The organism is Cellulomonas bogoriensis 69B4 = DSM 16987, from assembly GCF_000767165.1.
Lineage (GTDB): Bacteria > Actinomycetota > Actinomycetes > Actinomycetales > Cellulomonadaceae > Actinotalea > Actinotalea bogoriensis.
The window spans coordinates 1-20,626 of the sequence record NZ_AXCZ01000034.1 but is presented as its reverse complement, the minus strand read 5'-3'; the positions used below and the strand labels follow the sequence as shown (position 1 = coordinate 20,626).

General features: G+C 72.9%; 14 protein-coding genes. 8 read left to right on the top strand and 6 right to left on the bottom strand.

The genetic code is table 11. The features are described from left to right. The first annotated feature begins 139 nt into the window (after nucleotides 1-139). Together N869_RS05330 and N869_RS05325 are read left to right on the top strand one after the other, a co-directional pair. Nucleotides 140-1,126, top strand: a complete 987-nt coding sequence (locus N869_RS05330; protein WP_156968353.1) for a hypothetical protein — start codon at nucleotides 140-142, stop codon at nucleotides 1,124-1,126. A 68-nt stretch (nucleotides 1,127-1,194) separates the two neighbouring features. Beyond that, entirely contained in the window at nucleotides 1,195-2,127 is a 933-nt protein-coding gene (locus N869_RS05325; RefSeq protein WP_035058828.1) for a tetratricopeptide repeat protein, read from the top strand. Here N869_RS05325 and glgB read toward each other — a convergent pair. The 4 genes from glgB to N869_RS05305 all read right to left on the bottom strand — a co-directional run bounded on the left by glgB (nucleotide 2,121) and on the right by N869_RS05305 (nucleotide 9,734). Further along, complete coding sequence (gene glgB / locus N869_RS05320; protein WP_035058826.1) at nucleotides 2,121-4,340, bottom strand: 1,4-alpha-glucan branching protein GlgB; 2,220 nt, start codon at nucleotides 4,338-4,340, stop codon at nucleotides 2,121-2,123. The two genes, N869_RS05325 and glgB, sit on opposite strands and share 7 nt — an antisense overlap. 52 nt (nucleotides 4,341-4,392) lie before the next feature. Then, a complete protein-coding gene (locus tag N869_RS05315) occupies nucleotides 4,393-5,721 on the bottom strand; it encodes a maltokinase N-terminal cap-like domain-containing protein (protein ID WP_052105063.1) in 1,329 nt (442 codons plus the stop codon). A 30-nt stretch (nucleotides 5,722-5,751) separates the two neighbouring features. Next, entirely contained in the window at nucleotides 5,752-7,452 is a 1,701-nt protein-coding gene (gene treS, locus N869_RS05310; RefSeq protein ID WP_232229620.1) for a maltose alpha-D-glucosyltransferase, read from the bottom strand. A 104-nt stretch (nucleotides 7,453-7,556) separates the two neighbouring features. Further along, nucleotides 7,557-9,734, bottom strand: a complete 2,178-nt coding sequence (locus tag N869_RS05305) for an alpha-1,4-glucan--maltose-1-phosphate maltosyltransferase (protein WP_084136466.1) — start codon at nucleotides 9,732-9,734, stop codon at nucleotides 7,557-7,559. Nucleotides 9,735-9,822: 88 nt separating this feature from the next. Here N869_RS05305 and glgP point away from each other — a divergent pair, with 88 nt between their 5' ends. Continuing rightward, entirely contained in the window at nucleotides 9,823-12,405 is a 2,583-nt protein-coding gene (gene glgP, locus N869_RS05300) for an alpha-glucan family phosphorylase (protein ID WP_035058824.1), read from the top strand. Nucleotides 12,406-12,441: 36 nt separating this feature from the next. Here the strand turns inward: glgP and glgX are convergent, their stop codons facing one another. Continuing rightward, on the bottom strand, nucleotides 12,442-14,625 hold the full coding sequence (gene glgX, locus N869_RS05295) for a glycogen debranching protein GlgX (RefSeq protein ID WP_035058821.1): 2,184 nt from the start codon (nucleotides 14,623-14,625) through the stop codon (nucleotides 12,442-12,444). 121 nt (nucleotides 14,626-14,746) lie between these two features. On the opposite strand from glgX, the gene N869_RS05290 reads away from it, so the two are divergent. Together N869_RS05290 and N869_RS05285 are read left to right on the top strand one after the other, a co-directional pair. Then, entirely contained in the window at nucleotides 14,747-15,535 is a 789-nt protein-coding gene (locus N869_RS05290; RefSeq protein WP_035058818.1) for an electron transfer flavoprotein subunit beta/FixA family protein, read from the top strand. A gap of 75 nt (nucleotides 15,536-15,610) precedes the next feature. Further along, nucleotides 15,611-16,594 (top strand): electron transfer flavoprotein subunit alpha/FixB family protein, encoded by a 984-nt coding sequence (locus N869_RS05285; RefSeq protein WP_035058815.1) that lies wholly within the window; start codon nucleotides 15,611-15,613, stop codon nucleotides 16,592-16,594. On the opposite strand, the gene N869_RS05280 is transcribed toward N869_RS05285, so the two are convergent. Next, a complete protein-coding gene (locus N869_RS05280; RefSeq protein WP_232229619.1) occupies nucleotides 16,566-17,585 on the bottom strand; it encodes a phosphotransferase family protein in 1,020 nt (339 codons plus the stop codon). The genes N869_RS05285 and N869_RS05280 overlap by 29 nt on opposite strands. 39 nt (nucleotides 17,586-17,624) lie before the next feature. Here N869_RS05280 and N869_RS05275 point away from each other — a divergent pair, with 39 nt between their 5' ends. From N869_RS05275 to N869_RS05265, 3 genes are all read left to right on the top strand, one after another. After that, complete coding sequence (locus N869_RS05275) at nucleotides 17,625-18,800, top strand: cysteine desulfurase family protein (RefSeq protein WP_084136463.1); 1,176 nt, start codon at nucleotides 17,625-17,627, stop codon at nucleotides 18,798-18,800. Between the two features lie 33 nt (nucleotides 18,801-18,833). After that, entirely contained in the window at nucleotides 18,834-19,922 is a 1,089-nt protein-coding gene (gene mnmA / locus N869_RS05270; protein ID WP_035058812.1) for a tRNA 2-thiouridine(34) synthase MnmA, read from the top strand. Next, nucleotides 19,919-20,626: uroporphyrinogen decarboxylase/cobalamine-independent methonine synthase family protein (locus N869_RS05265; RefSeq protein ID WP_035058809.1), on the top strand; the 708-nt coding region annotated here is incomplete at its 3' end. The genes mnmA and N869_RS05265, both read left to right, overlap by 4 nt.

The following is a 20,626-nucleotide window of genomic DNA, read 5'->3' as shown; positions in this document are numbered from 1 at the left end:
ACGCGGCGTCGGGCGGCGGGCAGCCTGCCGGCGCTCCCGACTCCCCGTCGACCGCGACCGCGGACGCCTGGCGCCGCGCCTGGGGCTTCCCCGGTGGAGGTCACGGCCCCGAGGACGTGCACGAGGAAGGAGAGCGTCGATGAGGGTCCCACCCCGCGTGACGGTCACGACCGGGGCGGTCGCCCTCTGCGTGCTGCTGGCCGCGTGCGCGAGCCCGCTGCCCGAACCTGACCCGGAGCCGCAGGGCGCACCGCCGCCGGCGGTCGTCCCGGCTCAGGTCGACCGCGTTCTCGACGACCTGGCGGACGTCCTTGCCGAGGCGGACGCCGAGGGCGATGCCTCGATCCTGCGTGGCCGGGTCGAGGGCCCGGCCCTGACGCTGCGGTCGGCCGAGTACGAGGTGGCCGACGCCGCGGACGACGACGAGGGCGTGGTCACCGTGGTCCCGGCGCGGGCCCAGACCGTGATCGTGCCCACCACCCAGGAGTGGCCACGCACCGTCATGGTCGTGACCGAGGCCCCGGAGGACCTTCAGCCCCCGCTCCTGCTGACCCTGGTCCAGGCCGAGCCGCGCGACCCGTACCGGTTGTGGGCCTGGGCCCGCCTGTTCCCCGGGGTGCAGATGCCGGCGACCAACCAGCCCGAGCTCGGGAGCGAGGTGACGGACGCCGGCGACCTGGTCCTGGATCCCGAGGAGGTCGTCCAGGGCTATGTGGACCTCCTGCGTGAGAACGACGAGGCCGAGCACTGGGACCTGTTCGAGGAGGACCCGTTGCGGGAGGGGATCGCGACGACGCGGCGTGCCTTCCGGAGCCTGGTCGACGAGAACGGCACCCTGTCGCAGCGGTACCGTCCGGGCGAGGGTGCTCCGCAGGTGATCGGCACCGCTGACGGTGGTGCGATCGTGGTCGGCACGATGGAGACCATCACGACGATCACGCTCGAGGACTCGACCTTGACCGTCGGTGCGGAGACGGCCGCCCTGCTGGGCGAGGAGACGGTCTCGGAGTCCCTGGCGATCACCTGGACGAGCGTGCTGGCGTTCTCCGTTCCCCCGGCCGGGTCCGAGGGCCTCATCGAGGTCCTCGGCGCCGAGCACACCGCGACCGAGGTGACCGGGGAGTGACGCACCGCAGGCCCCTTCCCCCGGCGCCGGGTGTGCCGAGAGCGGCACCGATACGGTAGAGAAGAGGCATGACGCAGTCACCTGAAGCTCGGCCCCGCCTTGACGTCCGGGGCGCCGTTGACCTGTCCGGCCTGGGTCGGGCCCCGGCCCCGCCCCCGGGGGGCCCGAACCCCGCCACCGGGGGCGCGGTGGTGGACGTCGCCGACGAGGCTGCCTTCGGCGAGGTCGTGCAGCGCTCGGTCGAGGTCCCGGTGGTGTTCGTGCTGTGGGCCGCGTGGAGCGAGGCGAGCTCAGGGACGGTCCGGGACCTGGTGGCCCTGGCCGCTGAGATGGAAGGAAAGTTCCTTCTGGCCCGGGTGGACGCCGAGGCGCTGCCCCAGGTCGCGCAGGCGTTCGGCGCCCAGACGGTCCCGACCGTGGTCGCCGTGCTCAAGGGCCAGCCCGTGCCTCTGTTCCAGGGCGCCGCTGCCCTGGAGGAGGTTCGCGGCGTGCTGGACCAGCTCCTGCAGGCCGCGGCGGCCAACGGGGTGACGGGACGGGTGGGCGTCGACCCGGCCCCGGAGGAGGACGCCGAGCCGGAGGAGCCGTTGCCGCCCCTGCACCAGGAGGCGTTCGACGCCATCGAGCGGGAGGACCTCGCGGGCGCCGCCGACGCCTACGACCGGGCTCTCGCCGAGAACCCGCGTGACGACGAGGCGCGCGCGGGCCTCGCGCAGGTCGAGCTCCTGCGCCGGGTGCAGGACGTGGACCTGGCAGCGGCCCGCCGTGCCGCCGCCGACGCCCCGCACGACGTCCGGGCGCAGATGGTCGTGGCCGACCTGGACCTGGCGGGAGGCAAGGTGGAGGACGCGTTCTCCCGGCTCCTGGACGTGGTGAGGTCCACCCGTGGGGAGGAGCGGGAGGCCGTGCGGGCCCGGCTCGTCGAGCTGTTCCTGGTGGTGGGTGACGCCGACGAGCGGGTGATGCTGGCGAGGCGCTCGTTGGCGAGCGCCCTCTACTGACCTTCCGGGACCAGGACGAGAACCGCCAGGGGTGGGACCCGGAGCGCCACCGAGTGGCTCTGGGCGTGGTGGGGCACGGCTTCGGCCTCGACGTGGCCGAGGTTCCCCACCCCTGAGCCGCCGTAGGTCTCGGCATCGGTGTTGATGGCCTCACGCCACCGGCCCGGGCCGGGCAGGCCGAGCCGGTAGTGCTCGTGGGGTGTGCCCGCGAAGTTGACCACGGTCACCAGCTCACGTCCCTGACCGTCACGACGGACGAACGACAGGACGTTGTGGTCGGCGTCCTGGGCGTCGATCCACTCGAAGCCCGCCGGGTCGAAGTCCGCGGCCCACAGGGCGGGCTCGTCGCGGTAGAACCGGTTCAGGTCGCGCACCAGGCGGGAGATCCCGCAGTGGCGGTCGTCGTCCAAGAGGTCCCAGGGCAGGCTCTGGCTCTCGGCCCACTCGGTCTCCTGCCCGAGCTCGCCGCCCATGAACAGCAGCTGCTTGCCGGGGTGGGTCCACTGGTAGGCGAGCAGGGCCCGAAGGCCGGCGGCCTTCTGCCAGGGGTCACCGGGCATCTTGCCCAGGAGCGAGCCCTTGCCGTGGACGACCTCGTCGTGGCTGAGCGGCAGGGTGAACTGCTCCGAGAAGGCGTACACGAGGGAGAAGGTGACCTCGTGGTGGTGGTACCGGCGGTTGATGGGCTCCTCGGCCAGGTACCGCAGGGTGTCGTTCATCCACCCCATGTTCCACTTCAGGCCGAAGCCGAGGCCGCCCTTGTCGGTGGCGGTGGTGACGCCGGGCCAGGCCGTCGACTCCTCGGCGATCATGACGATGCCGGGCGTCCGCCGGTAGGCGGTCGCGTTGGCCTCCTGGATGAACCGGATCGCCTCGAGGTTCTCCCGGCCGCCATGGACGTTGGGGCGCCACTGGCCGTGGTTGCGGGAGTAGTCCAGGTACAGCATCGACGCGACGGCATCGACGCGTAGTCCGTCGATGTGGAACTCCTCGAGCCAGTAGGTGGCGTTGGCCACCAGGAAGTTGCGGACCTCGTTGCGACCGAAGTCGAACACGTAGGTGCCCCAGTCGGGCTGCTCACCGAGCAGGGGGTCGGGGTGCTCGTACAGGGGCGTCCCGTCGAACCGGCCCAGTGCCCACTCGTCCTTGGGGAAGTGCGCCGGCACCCAGTCCAGGAGCACTCCGATGCCGGCCTGGTGCAGCCGGTCGACCAGGTACCGGAAGTCGTCGGGGCTCCCGAACCTGGACGTCGGGGCGTAGTAGGACGAGACCTGGTAGCCCCACGAGCCGCCGAACGGGTGCTCGGCCACGGGAAGCAGCTCCACGTGGGTGAAGCCCAGTGTCGAGACGTAGTCGGCCAGCTGGTCGGCGAGCTCCCGGTAGCCCAGACCTCGACGCCAGGAGCCGAGGTGCACCTCGTAGACGCTCATCGGCCCTTGGTGCGGGTCGCGCCGGGACCTGGTGTCGAGCCAGTCCTGGTCCCCCCAGGTGTGCTCGGAGGTGACCACGACCGACGCGGTCGCAGGTGGCACCTCCGTGCCCTTGGCGAGGGGGTCGGCCTTCTGCCGCCACGAGCCGTCGCGGGTGAGGATCTCGAACTTGTAGCGGGTGCCGGGTCCCACGTCGGGGACGAACAGCTCCCAGACACCGCTCGAGCCGAGGGCACGCATGGTGGACGCCGCGCCCTGCCAGTGGTTGAAGTCACCGATCAGGCGCACGGCGCGGGCGTTGGGCGCCCACACCGCGAAGGCGGTGCCGTTCACGGTGCCGAGCTCGCTGGGGAAGGACCGGACGTTGGCCCCGAGGACCGTCCACAGCTCTTCGTGACGGCCTTCGGCGATGAGGTGCAGGTCCATCTCGCCGAGCGTGGGCAGGAAGCGGTACGGGTCGTCCTGGATCTCGGTGTGGTCGCCATAGGTCACCCGGAGCCGGTAGTCGGGGACGGTGCCACCGGGGAACGCGCAGACCCAGACCCCGGCGTGCTCGTGGGTGGCGGCGTGCTCGCCGTGGGCCGTGACCACGACGACCGCGTCGGCGAGCGGCCGCAGGGCCCGGACGGTGACGACGTCCGGGTCGGTCCGCACGTGGGCGCCCAGGACCCGGTGCGGGTCCTGGTGGGTGCCCGAGGCGATCGCGTCGATCTCCTCGACGGGAACGTGACGTGGGCTGACGGTCGTCTGCTCGGATGGCGTCTGCTGGGACGGGGTCGTCATGTCACAACCCTGCCACGGTGCGTCACAGCCTGCACCAAGGAACGCCGCCCGGTCATGCGGCCTCCAGGATCCGGTCGACGCCCTGCAGGGGGATCGGGACCCAGGCCGGGCGGTTGCGCGCCTCGTAGACCACCTCGTACAGGGCCTTGTCGAGCTCCAGCGCCCGCAGTGTGCGCGGTTCGACCGGGTCGCCGGTGACGTCCTGGTAGCCGCGCAGCAGGTCCGCACGCGCCCGTCCGACCCAGGTGGGGTCCTGCCCCTCGCCCACGGCCTGGGCGTAGTCGAAGGACCTGAGCATCCCCGCGAGGTCCCGCAGCGCCAGGTCCGGTCGGGTGCGTTCGGCAGGGCTGGCCTGCGGCTCGCCCTCGAAGTCCAGGACGGTCCACCCGCCGGGGGAGTGCAGCACCTGGCCCAGGTGGTAGTCGCCGTGCACCCGCTGCACCGGTGGCAGGTCCAGGTCGGCGGTCGCCGACAGGACCCGTTCGATCCCGGCGCGTCGGGGCTCGAGCTCGGGGACGACCTCCAGGGCGTTCTGCGCGCGGGTCCGCAGGGCGGCGACCACCTGCGGGTGGTCGCTGCCCCGGGTGACGGGCAACGCCGTCCTCAGGGCCCGGTGCATGTGGGCGGTGGTCGCACCGAGGTCGACCGCGAGGTCGTCCAGGTGCGTGCCCCGGCGTGCGTGGTCGCAGGCGAGGGCGAACCCGTCATGTGCGTCGGGCACCAACCGGCTGAGGACTCCCAGGTGCCCGGGTCCGTGCGGTGCGGCCCAGTCCGCGGCGATCCAGCTGAGGGGGGCGGGGACCCCGTCCCAGAAGGCGCTGAGCGCGAGCGGGATCTCGATGTCGGGGTTGGGGCCGCTGCCCAGCACGCGGAACACCTTGAGGATCCCGGGCGGGCTGTGCCCGGGGAGCATCACCGAGGTGTTGGACTGCTCCCCGCTGACCACCCGCGCCCCGGAGAGGGGTGACGACGGCGCGGCGGGGTCGGACGTGCCGGGGGTGGGAGCCGGGCCGGTGGCCGCTGCGAGCCAGGCTCGCAGGAAAGCCGGGTCGCTGCACCCGTCGACGACGGTGGTGCCGTCGACGGTGCCGAGGACGGCGACGTCGTGGGGGGTGAGCAGGTCCGGGGGCGGCGAGGTGTGCAGCGTCACCGGTACCTGGAGCGTGGCCCCGTCGGGCAGGGACAGCAGGTGGACCTGGACCGTGGCCGCACCCTGGGGGTCGGTGAGGTCGATCACCCCCGACGACGTCGGTCGTCGTGGGTCGGTCTTGGCCGGGTACCACCGACGTGTGGGGGCCCACTCCTGGAGCAGGCGCACCACGCCGGGGTCCTGGGCGGGGCGGGTGCGACGGACGTCGTCCAGGGTCGGTGTGCCGGTCATGGGCGGTGTCCTTCCGTGGGCCGGTCCGGGTCACTGCGGGGGCGTCACCGCGAGCCAGAAGAAGTCGCGCGAGCCGAGGGTCAGGACGGCGTCGCCGTGGTCGTCGACCCGGGGGAACGGTGCGTGGCCGAAGAGGTCGTGCAGGGAGTGCCCGGCATGCTCGGGCAGGTGGACGCGCGCCGACCGAGGCGTGGAGGCCAGGTTGGCCACGCACAGCACGGTCTCCTGGTCGTTGCGTCGCAGGTAGGCCAGCACCGACTCGCTGTCGCACCGGAGCGGGACGAACTCCCCGGTCCCGAACACGGGGTGCTGGCGGCGTACGGCCAGCATCCCGTGGACCCAGTGCAGCAGCGACGTGGGCTGTGCGAGCTGGGCCTCGACGTTCGTGCTGTTGTAGTGGTGCACCAGCGACTGGATGACCGGCAGGTACAGCTTGCCGGGGTCGGCGGTGGAGAAGCCGGCGTTGCGGTCCGGCGTCCACTGCATGGGGGTACGGACGGCGTCCCGGTCGGGCAGCCAGATGTTGTCCCCCATGCCGATCTCGTCCCCGTAGTACAGGCACGGGCTGCCCGGCAGTGACAGGAGCAGGGCGTGTGAGAGCTCGATCTCTGCACGGGAGTTGTCGAGCAGGGGGGCGAGCCGGCGACGGATCCCGACGTTGGCGCGCATCCGCGGGTCGGGTGCGTACCACCCGTACATCGAGGCGCGCTCCTCGGTCGAGACCATCTCGAGGGTGAGCTCGTCGTGGTTCCGCAGGAACGTGCTCCACTGCCCGCCGGTCACGGGGATGGTGGGGGTGTCGGCGAGGATGTCGACGAGCTGGTTGGCGCGCTGGTCCTTGATCGCGTAGAAGATCCGTGGCATCACCGGGAAGTGGAAGCACATGTGGCACTCGGGGGCGTCGTCGGTGCCGTAGTAGTCCACGACGTCCTCGGGCCACTGGTTGGCCTCGGCGAGCATGATCCGGCCGGGGAACTCCGCGTCGACCATGGCACGCATCTCGGCGAGGTAGGCGTGCGTGCGTGGCAGGTTCTCGCAGTTGGTGCCCTCCTCCTCGAAGAGGTAGGGCACGGCGTCCAGACGGAACCCGTCCACACCCAGGCGCAACCAGTACCGGGCGACGTCGAGCATCGCCTCGCGCACGTGGGCGTTCTCGAAGTTGAGGTCGGGCTGGTGGCTGAAGAACCGGTGCCAGTAGTACTGCCGCCGGACGGGGTCGAACGACCAGTTGGAGGTCTCTGTGTCGACGAAGATGATCCGCGCGTCCTCGTAGCGCGTGCTCTCGTCGCTCCACACGTAGAAGTCGCCGTACGGACCCTCCGGGTCCGCACGTGAAGCCTGGAACCACGGGTGCTGGTCGCTGGTGTGGTTCATCACCAGGTCGATGATGATCCGGATGCCCCGGGCGTGGGCCTTCTCGATGAGCTCGGTGAAGTCGCCGGTGGTCCCGTACTGGGGCGCGATCGCGGTGTAGTCCGAGACGTCGTACCCCCCGTCGCGCAGGGGTGAGGGGTAGAACGGAGGTAGCCAGAGGCAGTCGACGCCCAGCCACTGCAGGTAGTCGAGCCGGTCGATCAGGCCGCGGAGGTCGCCCGTGCCGGCGCCGGTGGAGTCGGCGAAGCAGCGCAGCATCACCTCGTAGAACACCGCTGTGCGGTACCACTCGGGGTCGTCGCTCAACCCGCCGGGCCGCGGGGGTGCGGGTGCCGCCGGGTGGTGGCGTGCGGGCAGCGCACGCACGGGGTCGGCCGGGGTGGCGACGGCGGCATCGGCGCGTCCGGGCCCGGTGTCGACCGGGGCGGGCTCCGGACGCTCGTCTGCCCCGGGCGGCCGGCTCACCACTGCCTCACGCCGAGCACGTGGGCGCACTGCTTCCACGGGTCGAGCCGGACGTAGGGGCGCTCGTGCCACGGGTAGGTGTCTCCCGAGAGCAGGTCGTGGGCGGCGAACCGGGTGCCGGGTCCGGTGGGAAGACCGAGCGCCTCCAGGTCGAGCTCGATCACGGCCTCACGGACGTGGTGGGGGTCGGTGTTCACCACCACGATCACCGTGTCCTCCACGCCTGTGGGCGACTGCGCGGCGGTGACCCGTCGTGAGAAGCAGAGCGTGGCGTCGTCGTTCGTCGGGTGCACGGTCAGACCGCGCAGGCGCTGCAGGGCCGGGTGCTCCCGTCGGATCCGGTTCAGGTCGGTGAGGAGGCGGGAGATGCCGATCTCCTCGGCGGCCGCCCAGTCCCTCGGCTTGAACTCGTACTTCTCGTTGTCGATCTGCTCCTCGGCCCCGGGTCGGGGGACGTTCTCCACGAACTCGTAGCCGGAGTAGATCCCCCACGTCGGGGACCCGGTCGCGGCGAGCACGGCGCGGATCGCGAAGGCCGCCGTCCCCCCGTGCTGCATGTAGGGGGTGAGGATGTCGTGGGTGGTGGGCCAGAAGCTGGGGCGCATGTAGGCCGCCGCGGGCCCGGAGACCTCCGTGAGGTACTCGGCGAGGTCCTCCTTGGTGTTCCGCCAGGTGAAGTACGTGTAGGACTGGTGGAACCCGATGCGGGCCAGGGTGTGCATCATCGCCGGCTTGGTGAACGCCTCCGACAGGAAGATCACCTCGGGGTGGTCCTTCGCCACGTCGGCCAGGATCCGTTCCCAGAACGACAGCGGCTTGGTGTGCGGGTTGTCGACACGGAACGCGGTCACGCCGTGGTCGATCCACACCTGCAGGACCCGACGGACCTCGGCGTAGATGCCCTCGGGATCGTTGTCGAAGTTCAGCGGGTAGATGTCCTGGTACTTCTTGGGGGGGTTCTCGGCGTAGGCGATGGTCCCGTCGATGCGCGTGGTGAACCACTCCGGGTGCTCGGTCACCCACGGGTGGTCGGGGGAGCACTGGAGAGCGAGGTCCAGGGCCACCTCGAGGCCTGCGGCACGGGCGTCGGCGACGAACGCGTCGAAGTCCTCGAAGGTGCCCAGCTCGGGGTGGATGGCGTCGTGGCCGCCGTCGGGGGAGCCGATCGCGTAGGGCGAGCCGGGGTCGCCGGGTTCGCACGTGAGGGAGTTGTTGCGGCCCTTGCGGTGGGTGGTGCCGATGGGGTGGATCGGTGTGAGGTACACCACGTCGAAACCCATGTCGGCGATCGCGGGCAGACGCTCGGCGGCGGTGCGGAGGGTGCCCGAGGTCCAGCGGTGCTCCTGGGGGTCGTACGTGGCGCCCTCGGAGCGCGGGAACATCTCGTACCAGGACCCCACGAGGGCGAGCCGGCGCTGGACCTCGAGGGGGTAGGTGGGCGAGGCGGTGACGTGCTCGCGCACGGGGTGCGCCGCCAGTGCGGCCTTCACCTCGTCGGCAGTGCCGGCGGCCAGGCGTGCCTGCGGGGGGCGGCGGGTGTCGCGCAGCCCGGTCACGGCGTCCTGGAGGGCGCGCGCGTGCTCGGGTGCGGTTCCGCCACGGGTCGCGGCTCGTTCGAGGAGCGCGGCCCCCTCAGCGAGCATGAGCTCGACGTCGACGCCGGCGTCGATCTTGAGCGTGGCGTCGTGGTGCCATGTGCCGTAGGGGTCGGACCACCCCTCGACGCGCAGGCCCCAACGGCCCTCGCGGTCCGGCACGAGGTCGGCCCGGTGGTGGTCCAGGCCGGCGTTGACCAGGTCCATGCGCACCTGGGTGTGGTCGCACCCGTCGGGGTCCACGAGCACGGCGGTCGCGGCGACCGCGTCGTGGCCCTCGCGGAACACCGTGGCGGTGACCTCGACCGCCTCGCCGACGACCGCTCGTGCAGGCCATCTGCCGCCTTCCAGGACGGGGGCGACGTCGATGACGGGGATGCGGCCGATCGGAGCCGTGACCGTGGTCGGTTCCGTGGTCGGCGCGGTGCTCGGCGCGCCGGCTGCCGGCGCGGGAGGCCGGGTCGGGCTCGCCGTCGGCGCGGCTGCGGTGGTCGCCGAGGGGCGTCGGGACCGGCTGGCTGGAGGTGGCGTGGTGGGCGTCACGCCTCTGAACCTACCGACGGCTGCGGGGGGAGGCATCTGGTGCGGCCCGCACGCTTCTGCAAGGTTTTCATGGTGTTGCAGAAACTCTGGCCGACCCCATGTGGCTGCGCGTAGGCTCGCGACTGTGAGAGCCATCCGCCGATTCACCGTCCGCACCGTCCTGCCACGCGAGCTCGAGGGTCTCGACGAGCTCGCCCACAACCTCCGCTGGTCCTGGCACGCCCCGACACAGGACCTGTTCGCCGCCATCGACCCGGGGCTCTGGGAGGAGGTCGGTGCCGACCCTGTCAAGTTCCTGGGCTCGTTGTCCCCCGACCGCCTCGAAGGCCTCGCGCGCGACCAGGCCTTCGTCGCCGCGGTCCGCCGGGCACACGCCGATCTGCGCACGTACCTGACCGAACCCCGCTGGTACCAGGACGCCGCCCCCGGCGCGGGGGCGGACCTGCCGCAGGCGATCGCCTACTTCTCACCCGAGTTCGGCATCACCTCCGTCCTGCCGCAGTACTCCGGGGGCCTCGGGATCCTCGCCGGCGACCACCTCAAGAGCGCCTCGGACCTCGGTGTCCCGATCGTCGGTGTGGGCCTGCTGTACGGCTCCGGGTACTTCCACCAGGCGCTGACCCGGGACGGCTGGCAGGTCGAGAGCTACCCCGTGCTCGACCCTGACGGACTGCCCCTGACTCTGCTGCGTGAGGCCGACGGCACCCCTGCCCGGGTGTCGCTCGGGCTTCCGGGTGGGCGCCACCTGCACGCCCACGTCTGGAAGGCCGACGTCGGCCGGGTCCCGCTGCTGCTGCTGGACTCCAACGTGCACGAGAACGACGACCTGGCCCGCCGTGTCACCGACCGGCTCTACGGCGGCGGCGGAGAGCACCGCCTGCAGCAGGAGCTGCTGCTCGGCGTCGGTGGTGTGCGTGCGCTGCGGCTGTGGTCGCGGTTGTCCGGTGCACCCGAGCCCGCGATCTACCACACCAACGAGGGGCACGCGGGCTTCCTCGGGGTCGAGCGCATCCGCGAGCTCGTGGCCGAGACGGGTCTCGGGTTCGACGCCGCGCTCGAGGCCGTGCGTGCCGCGACCGTGTTCACGACCCACACCCCGGTCCCCGCCGGCATCGACCGGTTCGAGGCCGAGCTCGTCCAGCGCTACTTCGTCGGAGACCTCGCGACCGAGGGCGTCCCCGTCGACCGGGTCCTCGCGCTGGGCCGTGAGGACTACGAGGGGGGTGACCCCACGCTGTTCAACATGGCGGTGATGGGCCTGCGGCTCGGGGGACGCGCCAACGGGGTCTCGCTGCTGCACGGGGACGTGTCCCGCGGCATGTTCAGCGGCCTGTGGCCCGGCTTCGACGAAGGTGAGGTGCCGATCTCCTCGGTCACCAACGGCGTCCACTCCCCGACCTGGGTCGACCGTCGCCTGAGCGACCTCGCAGCCTCCCGCCTCTCACCGGCAGAGGTCGCCGACGGCACCGGCTGGCGCCGCCAGGACGGCGTGGCCGACGGTGAGCTGTGGGAGGTGCGTCGGGCGCTGCGCGCCCAGCTCGTCGCCGACGCCCGGTCGCGCGTCCGGGCCTCGTGGCGACGCCGCGGCGCGAGCCCCGCCGAGCTCGGGTGGATCGAGGACGTCCTGGATCCCGACGTCCTGACGATCGGGTTCGCCCGGCGCGTGCCCACCTACAAGCGTCTGACCCTCATGCTCCGCGACCCCGAGCGTCTCAAGGCACTGCTGCTCCACCCCGAGCGACCGGTCCAGCTGGTGATCGCAGGCAAGTCCCATCCGGCCGACGACCAGGGCAAGCGCCTCATCCAACAGCTGGTGAGGTTCGCCGACGACCCCGACGTCCGCCACCGGATCGTGTTCCTGCCCAACTACGACATCGCCATGGCCCAGCGCCTGTACCCGGGCTGCGACGTGTGGTTGAACAACCCGCTTCGACCCCTCGAGGCCTGTGGCACCTCCGGGATGAAGGCCGCGCTCAACGGGGGCCTGAACCTCTCCATCCTCGACGGCTGGTGGGACGAGTGGTTCGACGGCGAGAACGGCTGGGCGATCCCGACCGCTGACGGCGTCGACGACCCCGATCGCCGTGACGACCTCGAGGCCACGGCGCTGTACGACCTGATAGAGAACCACGTCGCCCCGCGGTTCTACGACCGTGACGACCGCGGACTTCCGTTCGCCTGGCTGGGGATGGTGCGGCACACCCTCGCGACGCTCGGACCGAAGGTGCAGGCCACCCGCATGGTCGCCGACTACGTCACGCGGCTCTACGCGCCCGCTGCGGGCGCCGGGGCCCGCATGGCGACCGACCGGCACGCCAGGGCCGGGGAGCTCGCCGCCTGGAAGTCCGAGGTCCGGGCCGGCTGGCCGGCCGTGCACGTGGACCACGTGGAGTCCGAGGGAGTCACCGAGGCCGCCCACGTCGGGGACGTGCTGAAGGTCGTGGCGTACGTCTCCCTGGGTGACCTACGGCCCCAGGACGTGGCCGTCCAGGTCGTGCACGGACGGGTCTCGGAGGCCGACGAGCTCAGCGACGTCCGCCACGTCGACCTCGACCTTCGCGAGTCCTACGAGGCCGGACGCCACGCGTTCGCAGGCGAGGTCGCGCTCGCGGCGTCGGGACCGTTCGGGTACACCGTGCGGGTGGTCCCGACCCACGAGGGGCTCTCCTCGCCGGCCGAGATGGGACTGGTCGTCAACGCCCACTGAGGGCCGTGCACCGGCTGACCGGGCCGCGCCGCCCGGTCAGCCGGTGTAGACCCGCATCGACAACGGGTCCACGCCGACGACGGTCCCGGGCGGGCCCTCCACCGGTCCGTTGCCGTTGCTCTCCAGCGCCGCCTCGACCACCTCGCCGGGATGGTCTGCGGTGGAGTCCCACACCAGGTCCCAGCGTCCTGCGGTGCCGTCGGCGAGCGTGACGTGCGTCGAGTCGAGCGACCCGTTGATCACCACGAGCAGCGCGGCCCCGTCGGGCGCGGTCCTGATCATCTGCACGGTGCGGACCGACGGGTCGTGCCAGCGGTCGTGGTCGAACGCGGCGCCGTCCGCCGTGCGCCAGTCCAGGTCGGGGCGTCCGTCGTCCGCGCCGGGGCGGGGACGACCGGTGTAGAACTCGCGACGGCGCAGCGCAGGATGCTCCCGCCGCAGGCGCATGAGGTGCCGCGTCGTGGCGAGCAGGTCCCGCCGCCACGGCGACAGGTCCCAGGACAACCAGGAGATCTCGTTGTCCTGGCTGTAGGCGTTGTTGTTGCCGTGCTGCGTCCGCCCCATCTCGTCGCCCGCGGTGATCATCGGCGTACCGGCGGAGAGCAGGAGGGTGGCCAGGACGTTGCGCATGGACTGCCGTCGGAGCGGCAGGATCTCCATGCCCACCGACCCCGAGGGCACCGGCCCTTCGATCCCGTGGTTCCACGAGAGGTTGTTGTCGGTGCCGTCGCGGTTGTCCTCGCCGTTCGCCTGGTTGTGCTTGTGGTCGTAGGCGACGAGGTCGGCCAGCGTGAACCCGTCGTGCGCGGTCACGTAGTTGACCGACGCGACCACCCCGCGTGCGAGCGGGGGGTCGCTGTGCCCGAACAGGTCGGCCGATCCCGCCAACCTGGTCGCCAGGTCACGGACCCCGTGGCCTGGCCTGCCGTGGGCGGCGGCCGCGGGGTCGGCGAGCCAGAACCGGCGAACCGCGTCCCGGAACCGGTCGTTCCACTCGGCGAACGGCGGCGGGAACCCACCGGTGCGCCACCCGCCGGGGCCGACGTCCCACGGCTCGGCCACCAGCTTCAGCCCGTTCAGGGCCGGGTCGGTCTGGAGAGCGACGAGGAACGGGTGGTTGGGGTCGAAGCCGTCGTCACCGCGACCCAGGGTGACCGCGAGGTCGAACCGGAAGCCGTCCACCCCCACGTCCTCGGCCCAGTACCGCAGGGAGTCCAGGGCCATCTGCACCACGCGCGGACGCCGGAAGTCCAGGCTGTTGCCGCATCCCGTCACGTCGGCGAACGTCGCGGGGTGCCCGCCGGTGTGCATGTAGTAGACCGTGGGGTCCAGGCCCTTCCAGCACACCTGCGGGCCGTTGGTGCCGCCCTCGCAGGTGTGGTTGTACACCACGTCCAGGAGGACCTCGATCCCGGCCTCGTGCAGCAGCCGCACCATGCCCTTGACCTCGGCGAGCACCGCACCGGGGCCGGCGGCGCGGGCGCCGTCGGTCGCGTACCGGGGCTCCGGGGCGAAGAACCCCAGGGTGTTGTAGCCCCAGTAGTTGCGCAGCCCGGAGCCGACGAGGTGCGGCTCGTCCACCGAGGCGTGGATCGGCAGGAGCTCGATGGTGGTGACGCCGAGGTCCTTGAGGTGGTTCACGGTCGCGGGGTGCGCCACCCCGGCGTAGGTGCCCCGCAGGTGCGCGGGCACCTCGGGCAGGCGCATCGTCAGGCCCCGCACGTGCGCCTCGTAGACGACGGTGTCCTCCCAGGGGATGGCGGGTCGCGCGACCGGTGGCGCGTCGAACCGCTCGTCCACCACCACCGCGTGCGGGACCGCGGCGCGCGAGTCGTGGTGGTCCGCACGTGGTGCGGACTCGCTCCCGAGCACGTGCCCGTGCACGCTCTGCCCCAGCACCAGCTCTCCCTCGACGCCCCTGGCGTACGGGTCGAACAGCAGCTTGGCGGGGTTGTGGCGGAACCCGGCCGCGGGGTCCCAGGACCCGTGCACGCGGAAGCCGTAGTGCTGGCCGGCGCGGACCCCGGGGACGTGCGCGGACCACACGCCGTGCACGGGGCCGTCGAGGGGGGTGCGGCGCTCGGCCCACCCGTCGTCCGCTCCTGCGTCGGGGTCGAGCAGGCACAGCTCGACGCCGGTCGCGTGCGACGCGAGGACCGCGACGTCGACGCCGTCGCCGGCGAGGTGGACCCCGAGTCGGGGCGTGAGGCGGGTGCTCATGGGACAAGTCTGGGTCATTCGGGCCGCCGGGAGCGGTTCTCCCCACCTGCTGGACCGATGCGGGCCGCGTCCGGCCCGCGGGGTAGCCTGCCCCGGTCGCCATCGCTGGGAGGAGACCCGGATGAGGATCGTGGTCTGTGTCAAGCACGTCCCGGACGTGCAGGGGGAACGGGCGTTCACGTCCGACGGGCTCGTGGACCGCTCCCGGGGGGACGGCACGCTGAACGAGCTCGACGAGAACGCCGTCGAGGCTGCCGTGTCCCTCGTCGAGGAGCACGGCGGCGAGGTCGTCGTCCTCACGATGGGCCCGGCCGACGCCGAGGACGCGGTCCGGCGAGGCCTGCAGATGGGCGCCGACCAGGCCGTCCACGTGCACGACGACGCCCTGGCGGGCTCGGACTCGATGGTGACCGCCGAGATCCTCGCCGCGGCGGTGCGCCACATCGCCCAGGACGGCCAGGTCGACCTGGTGGTGACCGGGATGGCTGCCCTGGACGGGCTGATGTCGGTGGTGCCGACGCTCCTGGCGGCCCATCTGGAGCTGCCGCGCGCGACCCTGGCCGCTCGCCTGGCCGTGGCGGACGGGCAGGTGACGATCACCCGCGAGCTGGACCACGCCACCGAGGAGCTCACCGCTCCCTTGCCGGCGCTCGTCTCGGTCACCGACCAGACGAACCAGCCGCGCTACCCGAACTTCAAGGCGATCATGGCTGCGCGGAAGAAGCCCGTGACGGCGCTGTCCCTGGCCGACCTCGGTGTGGACCCGTCCCGGGCAGGGGCGGCCGGCTCCCGCACCCGCGTGCTGGCCGCCGAGCCCCGCCCCGCCCGCGAGAACCGCGTCCTGATCACCGACGAGGGCGATGCCGGTCTGCGCCTGGCGCAGTTCCTGGTGGACAACCGCCTCGTCTGAGGCATCCCGCGCCGCACCCGGCGCCACCTGCACGACAGTCCCAGGGCCCGCACCGGCCCCACCCGAGGAGAGACGATGACCGACACCAGCGTCCTGGTCCTGGTCGACCACCACGAGGGAACCGTCCGCGCGTCGGCGAACGAGCTGCTCACCGCGGCGCGGTCGCTGGGCTCCGGCATCGGTGCCGTGTGGCTCGGTGACGGCGCGGAGCAGCACCTGCCCGCGCTCGCCGCCCACGGGGCGTCCGTCGTCCACCAGGTCGAGCTCGGGGAGAACGGCGCCACCCCGGCGGCCGTGGCCCAGGCCCTCGCCGAGGTATGCGCCGCTGCAGGCGCCACGACGGTGCTGCTCTCGTCGACGTTCGAGAACAAGGAGGCCGCCGCGTTGCTCGCGCTCGCGCTCGACGCGGGACTCGCGGTCGACGTGTCAGGGCTGGAGCTCGGCGAGGCCGGCCGGGTGGTGACCGTGCAGCAGGCGTTCACGGCGACGTGGACCGTTCGCAGCGAGGTCGTCACCGAGCGCGCGGTCGTGGCGCTCAAGCCGAACGCGGTGCAGGCAGGACCGTCCTCGGACGCGCCCTCCGTCGCCGAGGTCGTGACCCACGCCCTGGCCGGGCCGGTGCAGGAACGGGGCGCGCGGGTGGTCTCGCGCACGCCCCGGCCGTCCTCCGGGCGGCCCGACCTGGGGGAGGCGCGGACCGTCGTGGTCGGGGGGCGGGGCACCGAGGGCGACTTCTCGGTGGTCGAGGAGCTCGCGGACGCGCTCGACGGGGCCGTGGGGGCCACGCGTGTGGCCACCGACGAGGGCTGGATCAGCCACGACGCGCAGATCGGTCAGACCGGTGTGACCGTCTCTCCGCGGCTGTACGTCGGCGCAGGTGTCTCGGGAGCGGTGCACCACCGCGGTGGCATGCAGTCGTCGGAGACCATCGTGGCCGTGAACTCCGACCCCGAGGCCCCGATCTTCGAGATCGCGGACTTCGGCGTGGTGGGTGACCTGTTCACGGTCCTGCCGCAGGCAGCGGCCGAGATCAGGCGGGTCCGCGCAGAGCAGGGCTGACGGCGCGCAGCCAGCCCAGGGCGGCGCGCGCCTGGGCGAGCTGGAACGGGCGGAGGTTCGCCACCCCCGGCGGCGGCGGGAGGGTCGACTCGTGCACCAGGTACCCGGTCACCGCGCACAGCACGGAGCGGACGGCGTCCGGATCGGCCCCCCGGCTCGCCGCGTGCCTCCAGAAGATCTCCTGCGGATCGCCGCCGCGCTGCATCGCCACGCTCGGGAGCATGGTCAGCAGGTCGTACCAGGGCGCGCCGCCGGTGGCGGCGTGCGGCCAGTCGATCATCCAGAGCCTGCGCCCCGGGCCGGGCGACAGGATCAGGTTGTCGGCGCGCATGTCACCGTGCACCAGGTTGCTTCCGACGCAGGCCGCGGGCGCGGACCCCGCCCAGTCGGTGAAGCGGTCCAGGTTCTCCACCATCCATGCTCCGTGCTCGCCCACCGCCCGCCCCGACCGGTCCACGGTCGCGCCGTCGTCGGTGAGCCGAGCCCAGCCGCCTGCCGTGCGGGCCACGACCGGGCCGAGGTCGGGGAGCGTGCCCGGTCCGGGCCCGTGGACGTCGGCGAGCCGTTCCAGGGCCTGGAGGGCCAGCGCGAGCTCGTCGGGCTGCCACGGGATCCGGGGTGCGCGTCCCTCGACGGCTTCCAGGCCGAGCACGACCCAGTGCCCGTCGTCGTGGGCCCAGAGCAGGCGCGGTGCAGGCACCCCCGCGGGGAGGTGCTGTGCGGCGATTACCTCTGCCCGGGCGAGCTCGGGGGACTGCGGGTTCTGGTCGGGGGACACCGCCTTGACGAACACCTGGGTCCCGTCGCCCAGTCCCACCAGGGCCGCGTAGCCGGGGCTGAACCCGTTCGTCGCGCTGGTCTCGCTGATCACGTCGGCGCCGGCCAGGGTGCGGATGCGGTCGCGGACGTCCCGGGGGAGGTCCGCCCAGCCCAGGCGTGAGCCGCTGAACGCGCGCGGCGGCGCTGCGGGGGCGGGCATCTCGTCGGGCACGGGGACGATTCTGCCAGCAGGTTCGTAGACTCCTGCGTCGTGACCGTGTATCTGGACCATGCCGCGTCGGCGCCGATGCACCCCGCCGCGATCGAGGCGATGGTCGTCGAGCTCGGCCGCACCGGCAACGCCTCGTCGCTCCACGACGCCGGCCGGGCGGCCAGGCGGGTGGTGGAGGAGTCCCGCGAGCTGCTGGCGGCGCGCCTGGGGGCCCGGCCCAGCGAGGTGATCCTGACCGCCGGCGGGACCGAGGCCGACAACCTCGCGGTCAAGGGGATCTTCTGGGCTCGGCGCGCCGAACGGTCCGACCGGACGCGGGTGCTGGTCTCGGCGGTCGAGCACCACGCCGTGCTGGACCCGGCGGCGTGGCTGGCCGAGCACGAGGGGGCCGAGGTCGTGCTCCTCCCGGTGGACCGGTCCGGGTGTGTGGAGCTCGGTGCCCTCCAGGCCGAGCTCGCCGCTCACGGCGACCGGACGGCTCTGCTGAGCCTGATGTGGGCGAACAACGAGGTCGGCACGGTCCAGCCGGTGCACGAGGCGGTCGAGCTGGCGCACGCCGCCGGGGTCCCGGTGCACGTCGACGCGGTCCAGGCGGTCGGCCAGCTCGAGGTGGAGTTCGCCGCTCTCGGTGCGGACGCGATGACCGTGTCGGGTCACAAGCTCGGCGGACCCGTCGGTGTGGGGGCCCTGGTGGCGCGACGGGACGTGCCGCTGGTGCCGGTGCTGCACGGCGGGGGGCAGGAGCGTGGGGTGCGCTCGGGGACGGTGGACGTGGCGTCGGCGCGCGCGTTCGCGGTGGCGGTCGACCACGCCGTGACCGAGCGGCCGGCGTTCGCCGCACGCGTGGCTTCCCTGCGGGACGAGCTGGTCGCGGGGATCGTCCGTGCGGTGCCCGACGCCCTGCCCCAGGGGGCGGGGGTGGCGGGCCGTGGGGGCGAGCGGCTCCCGGCCAACGCCCACGTGGTGTTCCCGGGGTGCGAGGGCGACTCGCTGCTGTTCCTGCTGGACAGCCACGGCGTCCGGTGCTCTACGGGGTCGGCGTGCCGGGCGGGGGTGCCGCAGCCCTCGCACGTGCTGCTGGCGTGCGGTGTGCCCGCGCAGGAGGCTCGCGGGGCCCTGAGGCTGTCGTTGGGCCGTACGACCTCCCGGGCGGACGTCGAGCGGGTCGTCGGGGTCATCGCCGAGGTCGTGGAGCGGGCGCGCGCCGCCGGGTGACGGCGACGTCTCTCGGGCGCTTACCCTGGGCCCATGCGTGTCCTGGCAGCTCTCTCGGGCGGCGTCGACTCCGCGGTGGCGGCGGCCCGGGCCGTCGACGCCGGCCACGACGTCGTCGGTGTGCACATGGCGCTGTCGCGGTCGCGTGCGGAGTTCCGCACCGGCTCGCGTGGCTGCTGCTCGATCGAGGACGCCGGGGACGCGCGCCGCGCCGCGGACGTCCTGGGGATCCCGTACTACGTGTGGGACCTGTCGGAGCGCTTCGAGGAGACGGTCGTGGCCGACTTCCTCTCTGAGTACCAGGCGGGGCGCACACCCAACCCCTGCGTGCGCTGCAACGAGCACATCAAGTTCGAGGCGCTCATGGACAAGGCCCTGGCCCTGGGGTTCGACGCGGTGTGCACCGGGCACTACGCCCAGGTGCGGATCGCTGCGGACGGCACCCGGTCCTTGCACCGGTCCGCGGACCTCGCCAAGGACCAGTCCTACGTCCTGGCGGTGATGGGGCGCGAGCGGCTGGCCCGGTCCATGTTCCCCCTGGGTGACGTGCGGACCAAGGACGAGGTGCGAGGTGAGGCGGCGACCAGGGGGCTGAGCGTGAGCGCCAAGCCCGACTCCTACGACATCTGCTTCGTGGCCGACGGCGACACCCGCGGCTTCCTGCGTGACCGGCTCGGTGAGCGCCCCGGCCCGGTGGTCGACGTCGAGGGCCGGGTCGTGGGCGAGCACCAGGGCGCCTACGGGTTCACGGTGGGCCAGCGCAAGGGCCTGGGGCTCGCGCGCCCGGCCGACGACGGGCGTCCCCGCTACGTCGTGGACGTGAGCGCTGCCACCAACACCGTCGTCGTCGGCCCGGCGGAGCTCTTGACCGTCAGGGCGGTGCACGGGCAGGACGCCGTGTGGTTGGCCGATGACGGCTTGGACGGGCGACCGTTCGACTGCCACGCCCAGCTGCGTGCCCACGGGGCCCCGGTCCCGGCGATCGTCACGCGGACCGGCGGGCCGGGGGTCCGCGTCGAGGTCCCTGCGGGGGTGCGGGGTGTGGCGGCCGGTCAGTCGGTGGTGCTGTACGACGAGGACCGGGTGCTGGGTCAGGCCACGATCACCGGGACCGACCGGTGACGGGGGTCACCCTCCTGGGTCCGTGGCCCGGGACCGGTGCCGCGCACGCCCAGCGCACCGCCCTGGAGATCCTCACCGAGGTCCCCGACACCGTCGAGGGCCTGCCCGCCGTGGTCCAGCTGCCTGCGCGCGGCCCGTGGGCCGAGTCGGTGCCGCGGACGGCCGCGCTCCTGACGGACATGCCCGTGGACCTGGGGCCGCACGGCTGGCAGCTCGCCGACCGCCCGGGCGCGGACCTGGAACGCACCAGGTCGCTGATCCGGGAGGACCTGGAGGTCCTCGCGGCCGTCGCGCACGGCTACCGGGGCCCGCTCGTGGTGTCGGTCCGTGGCCCCTGGACGTTGGCGGCGGTCCTGTACCTGGCCCGGGGTGACCGGGTCCTGAGCGACCACGGGGCCTGCCGTGACCTGGTGCAGTCGCTGGCCGAGGGCTGCGCGGCGATGGTCACCCAGCTCCGTGAGGCGGTCCCGGGCTCGGCGGTGACGCTCGTGGTCCGTGAGCCGATGCTCCCGGACGTCCTGGCCGGGACGCTCTCCACGTTCTCGGGGCGGGGACGCATCCCGGCGGTCCCGTCCCGCGACGTGGATGACGGCCTCGTGGCGGCGGTGCGGGCCGCACGTGCGGCCGGTGCGGTGCAGGTGGTGGCCCACGGCGGTGGCCGGTTCGCCTCCCGTGCGCTGCGGGCGCTGTCGGCGAGCGGTGCC

What these genes read in the sequence shown, in the direction of transcription:
- N869_RS05330 (WP_156968353.1), top strand. Translation starts at nt 140, where the DNA reads ATGAGGGTCCCACCCCGCGTGACGGTCACGACCGGGGCGGTCGCCCTC.
- N869_RS05325 (WP_035058828.1), top strand. Translation starts at nt 1,195, where the DNA reads ATGACGCAGTCACCTGAAGCTCGGCCCCGCCTTGACGTCCGGGGCGCC.
- glgB (WP_035058826.1), bottom strand. Translation starts at nt 4,340, where the DNA reads ATGACGACCCCGTCCCAGCAGACGCCATCCGAGCAGACGACCGTCAGC.
- N869_RS05315 (WP_052105063.1), bottom strand. Translation starts at nt 5,721, where the DNA reads ATGACCGGCACACCGACCCTGGACGACGTCCGTCGCACCCGCCCCGCC.
- N869_RS05305 (WP_084136466.1), bottom strand. Translation starts at nt 9,734, where the DNA reads ATGCCTCCCCCCGCAGCCGTCGGTAGGTTCAGAGGCGTGACGCCCACC.
- glgX (WP_035058821.1), bottom strand. Translation starts at nt 14,625, where the DNA reads ATGAGCACCCGCCTCACGCCCCGACTCGGGGTCCACCTCGCCGGCGAC.
- N869_RS05290 (WP_035058818.1), top strand. Translation starts at nt 14,747, where the DNA reads ATGAGGATCGTGGTCTGTGTCAAGCACGTCCCGGACGTGCAGGGGGAA.
- N869_RS05285 (WP_035058815.1), top strand. Translation starts at nt 15,611, where the DNA reads ATGACCGACACCAGCGTCCTGGTCCTGGTCGACCACCACGAGGGAACC.
- mnmA (WP_035058812.1), top strand. Translation starts at nt 18,834, where the DNA reads ATGCGTGTCCTGGCAGCTCTCTCGGGCGGCGTCGACTCCGCGGTGGCG.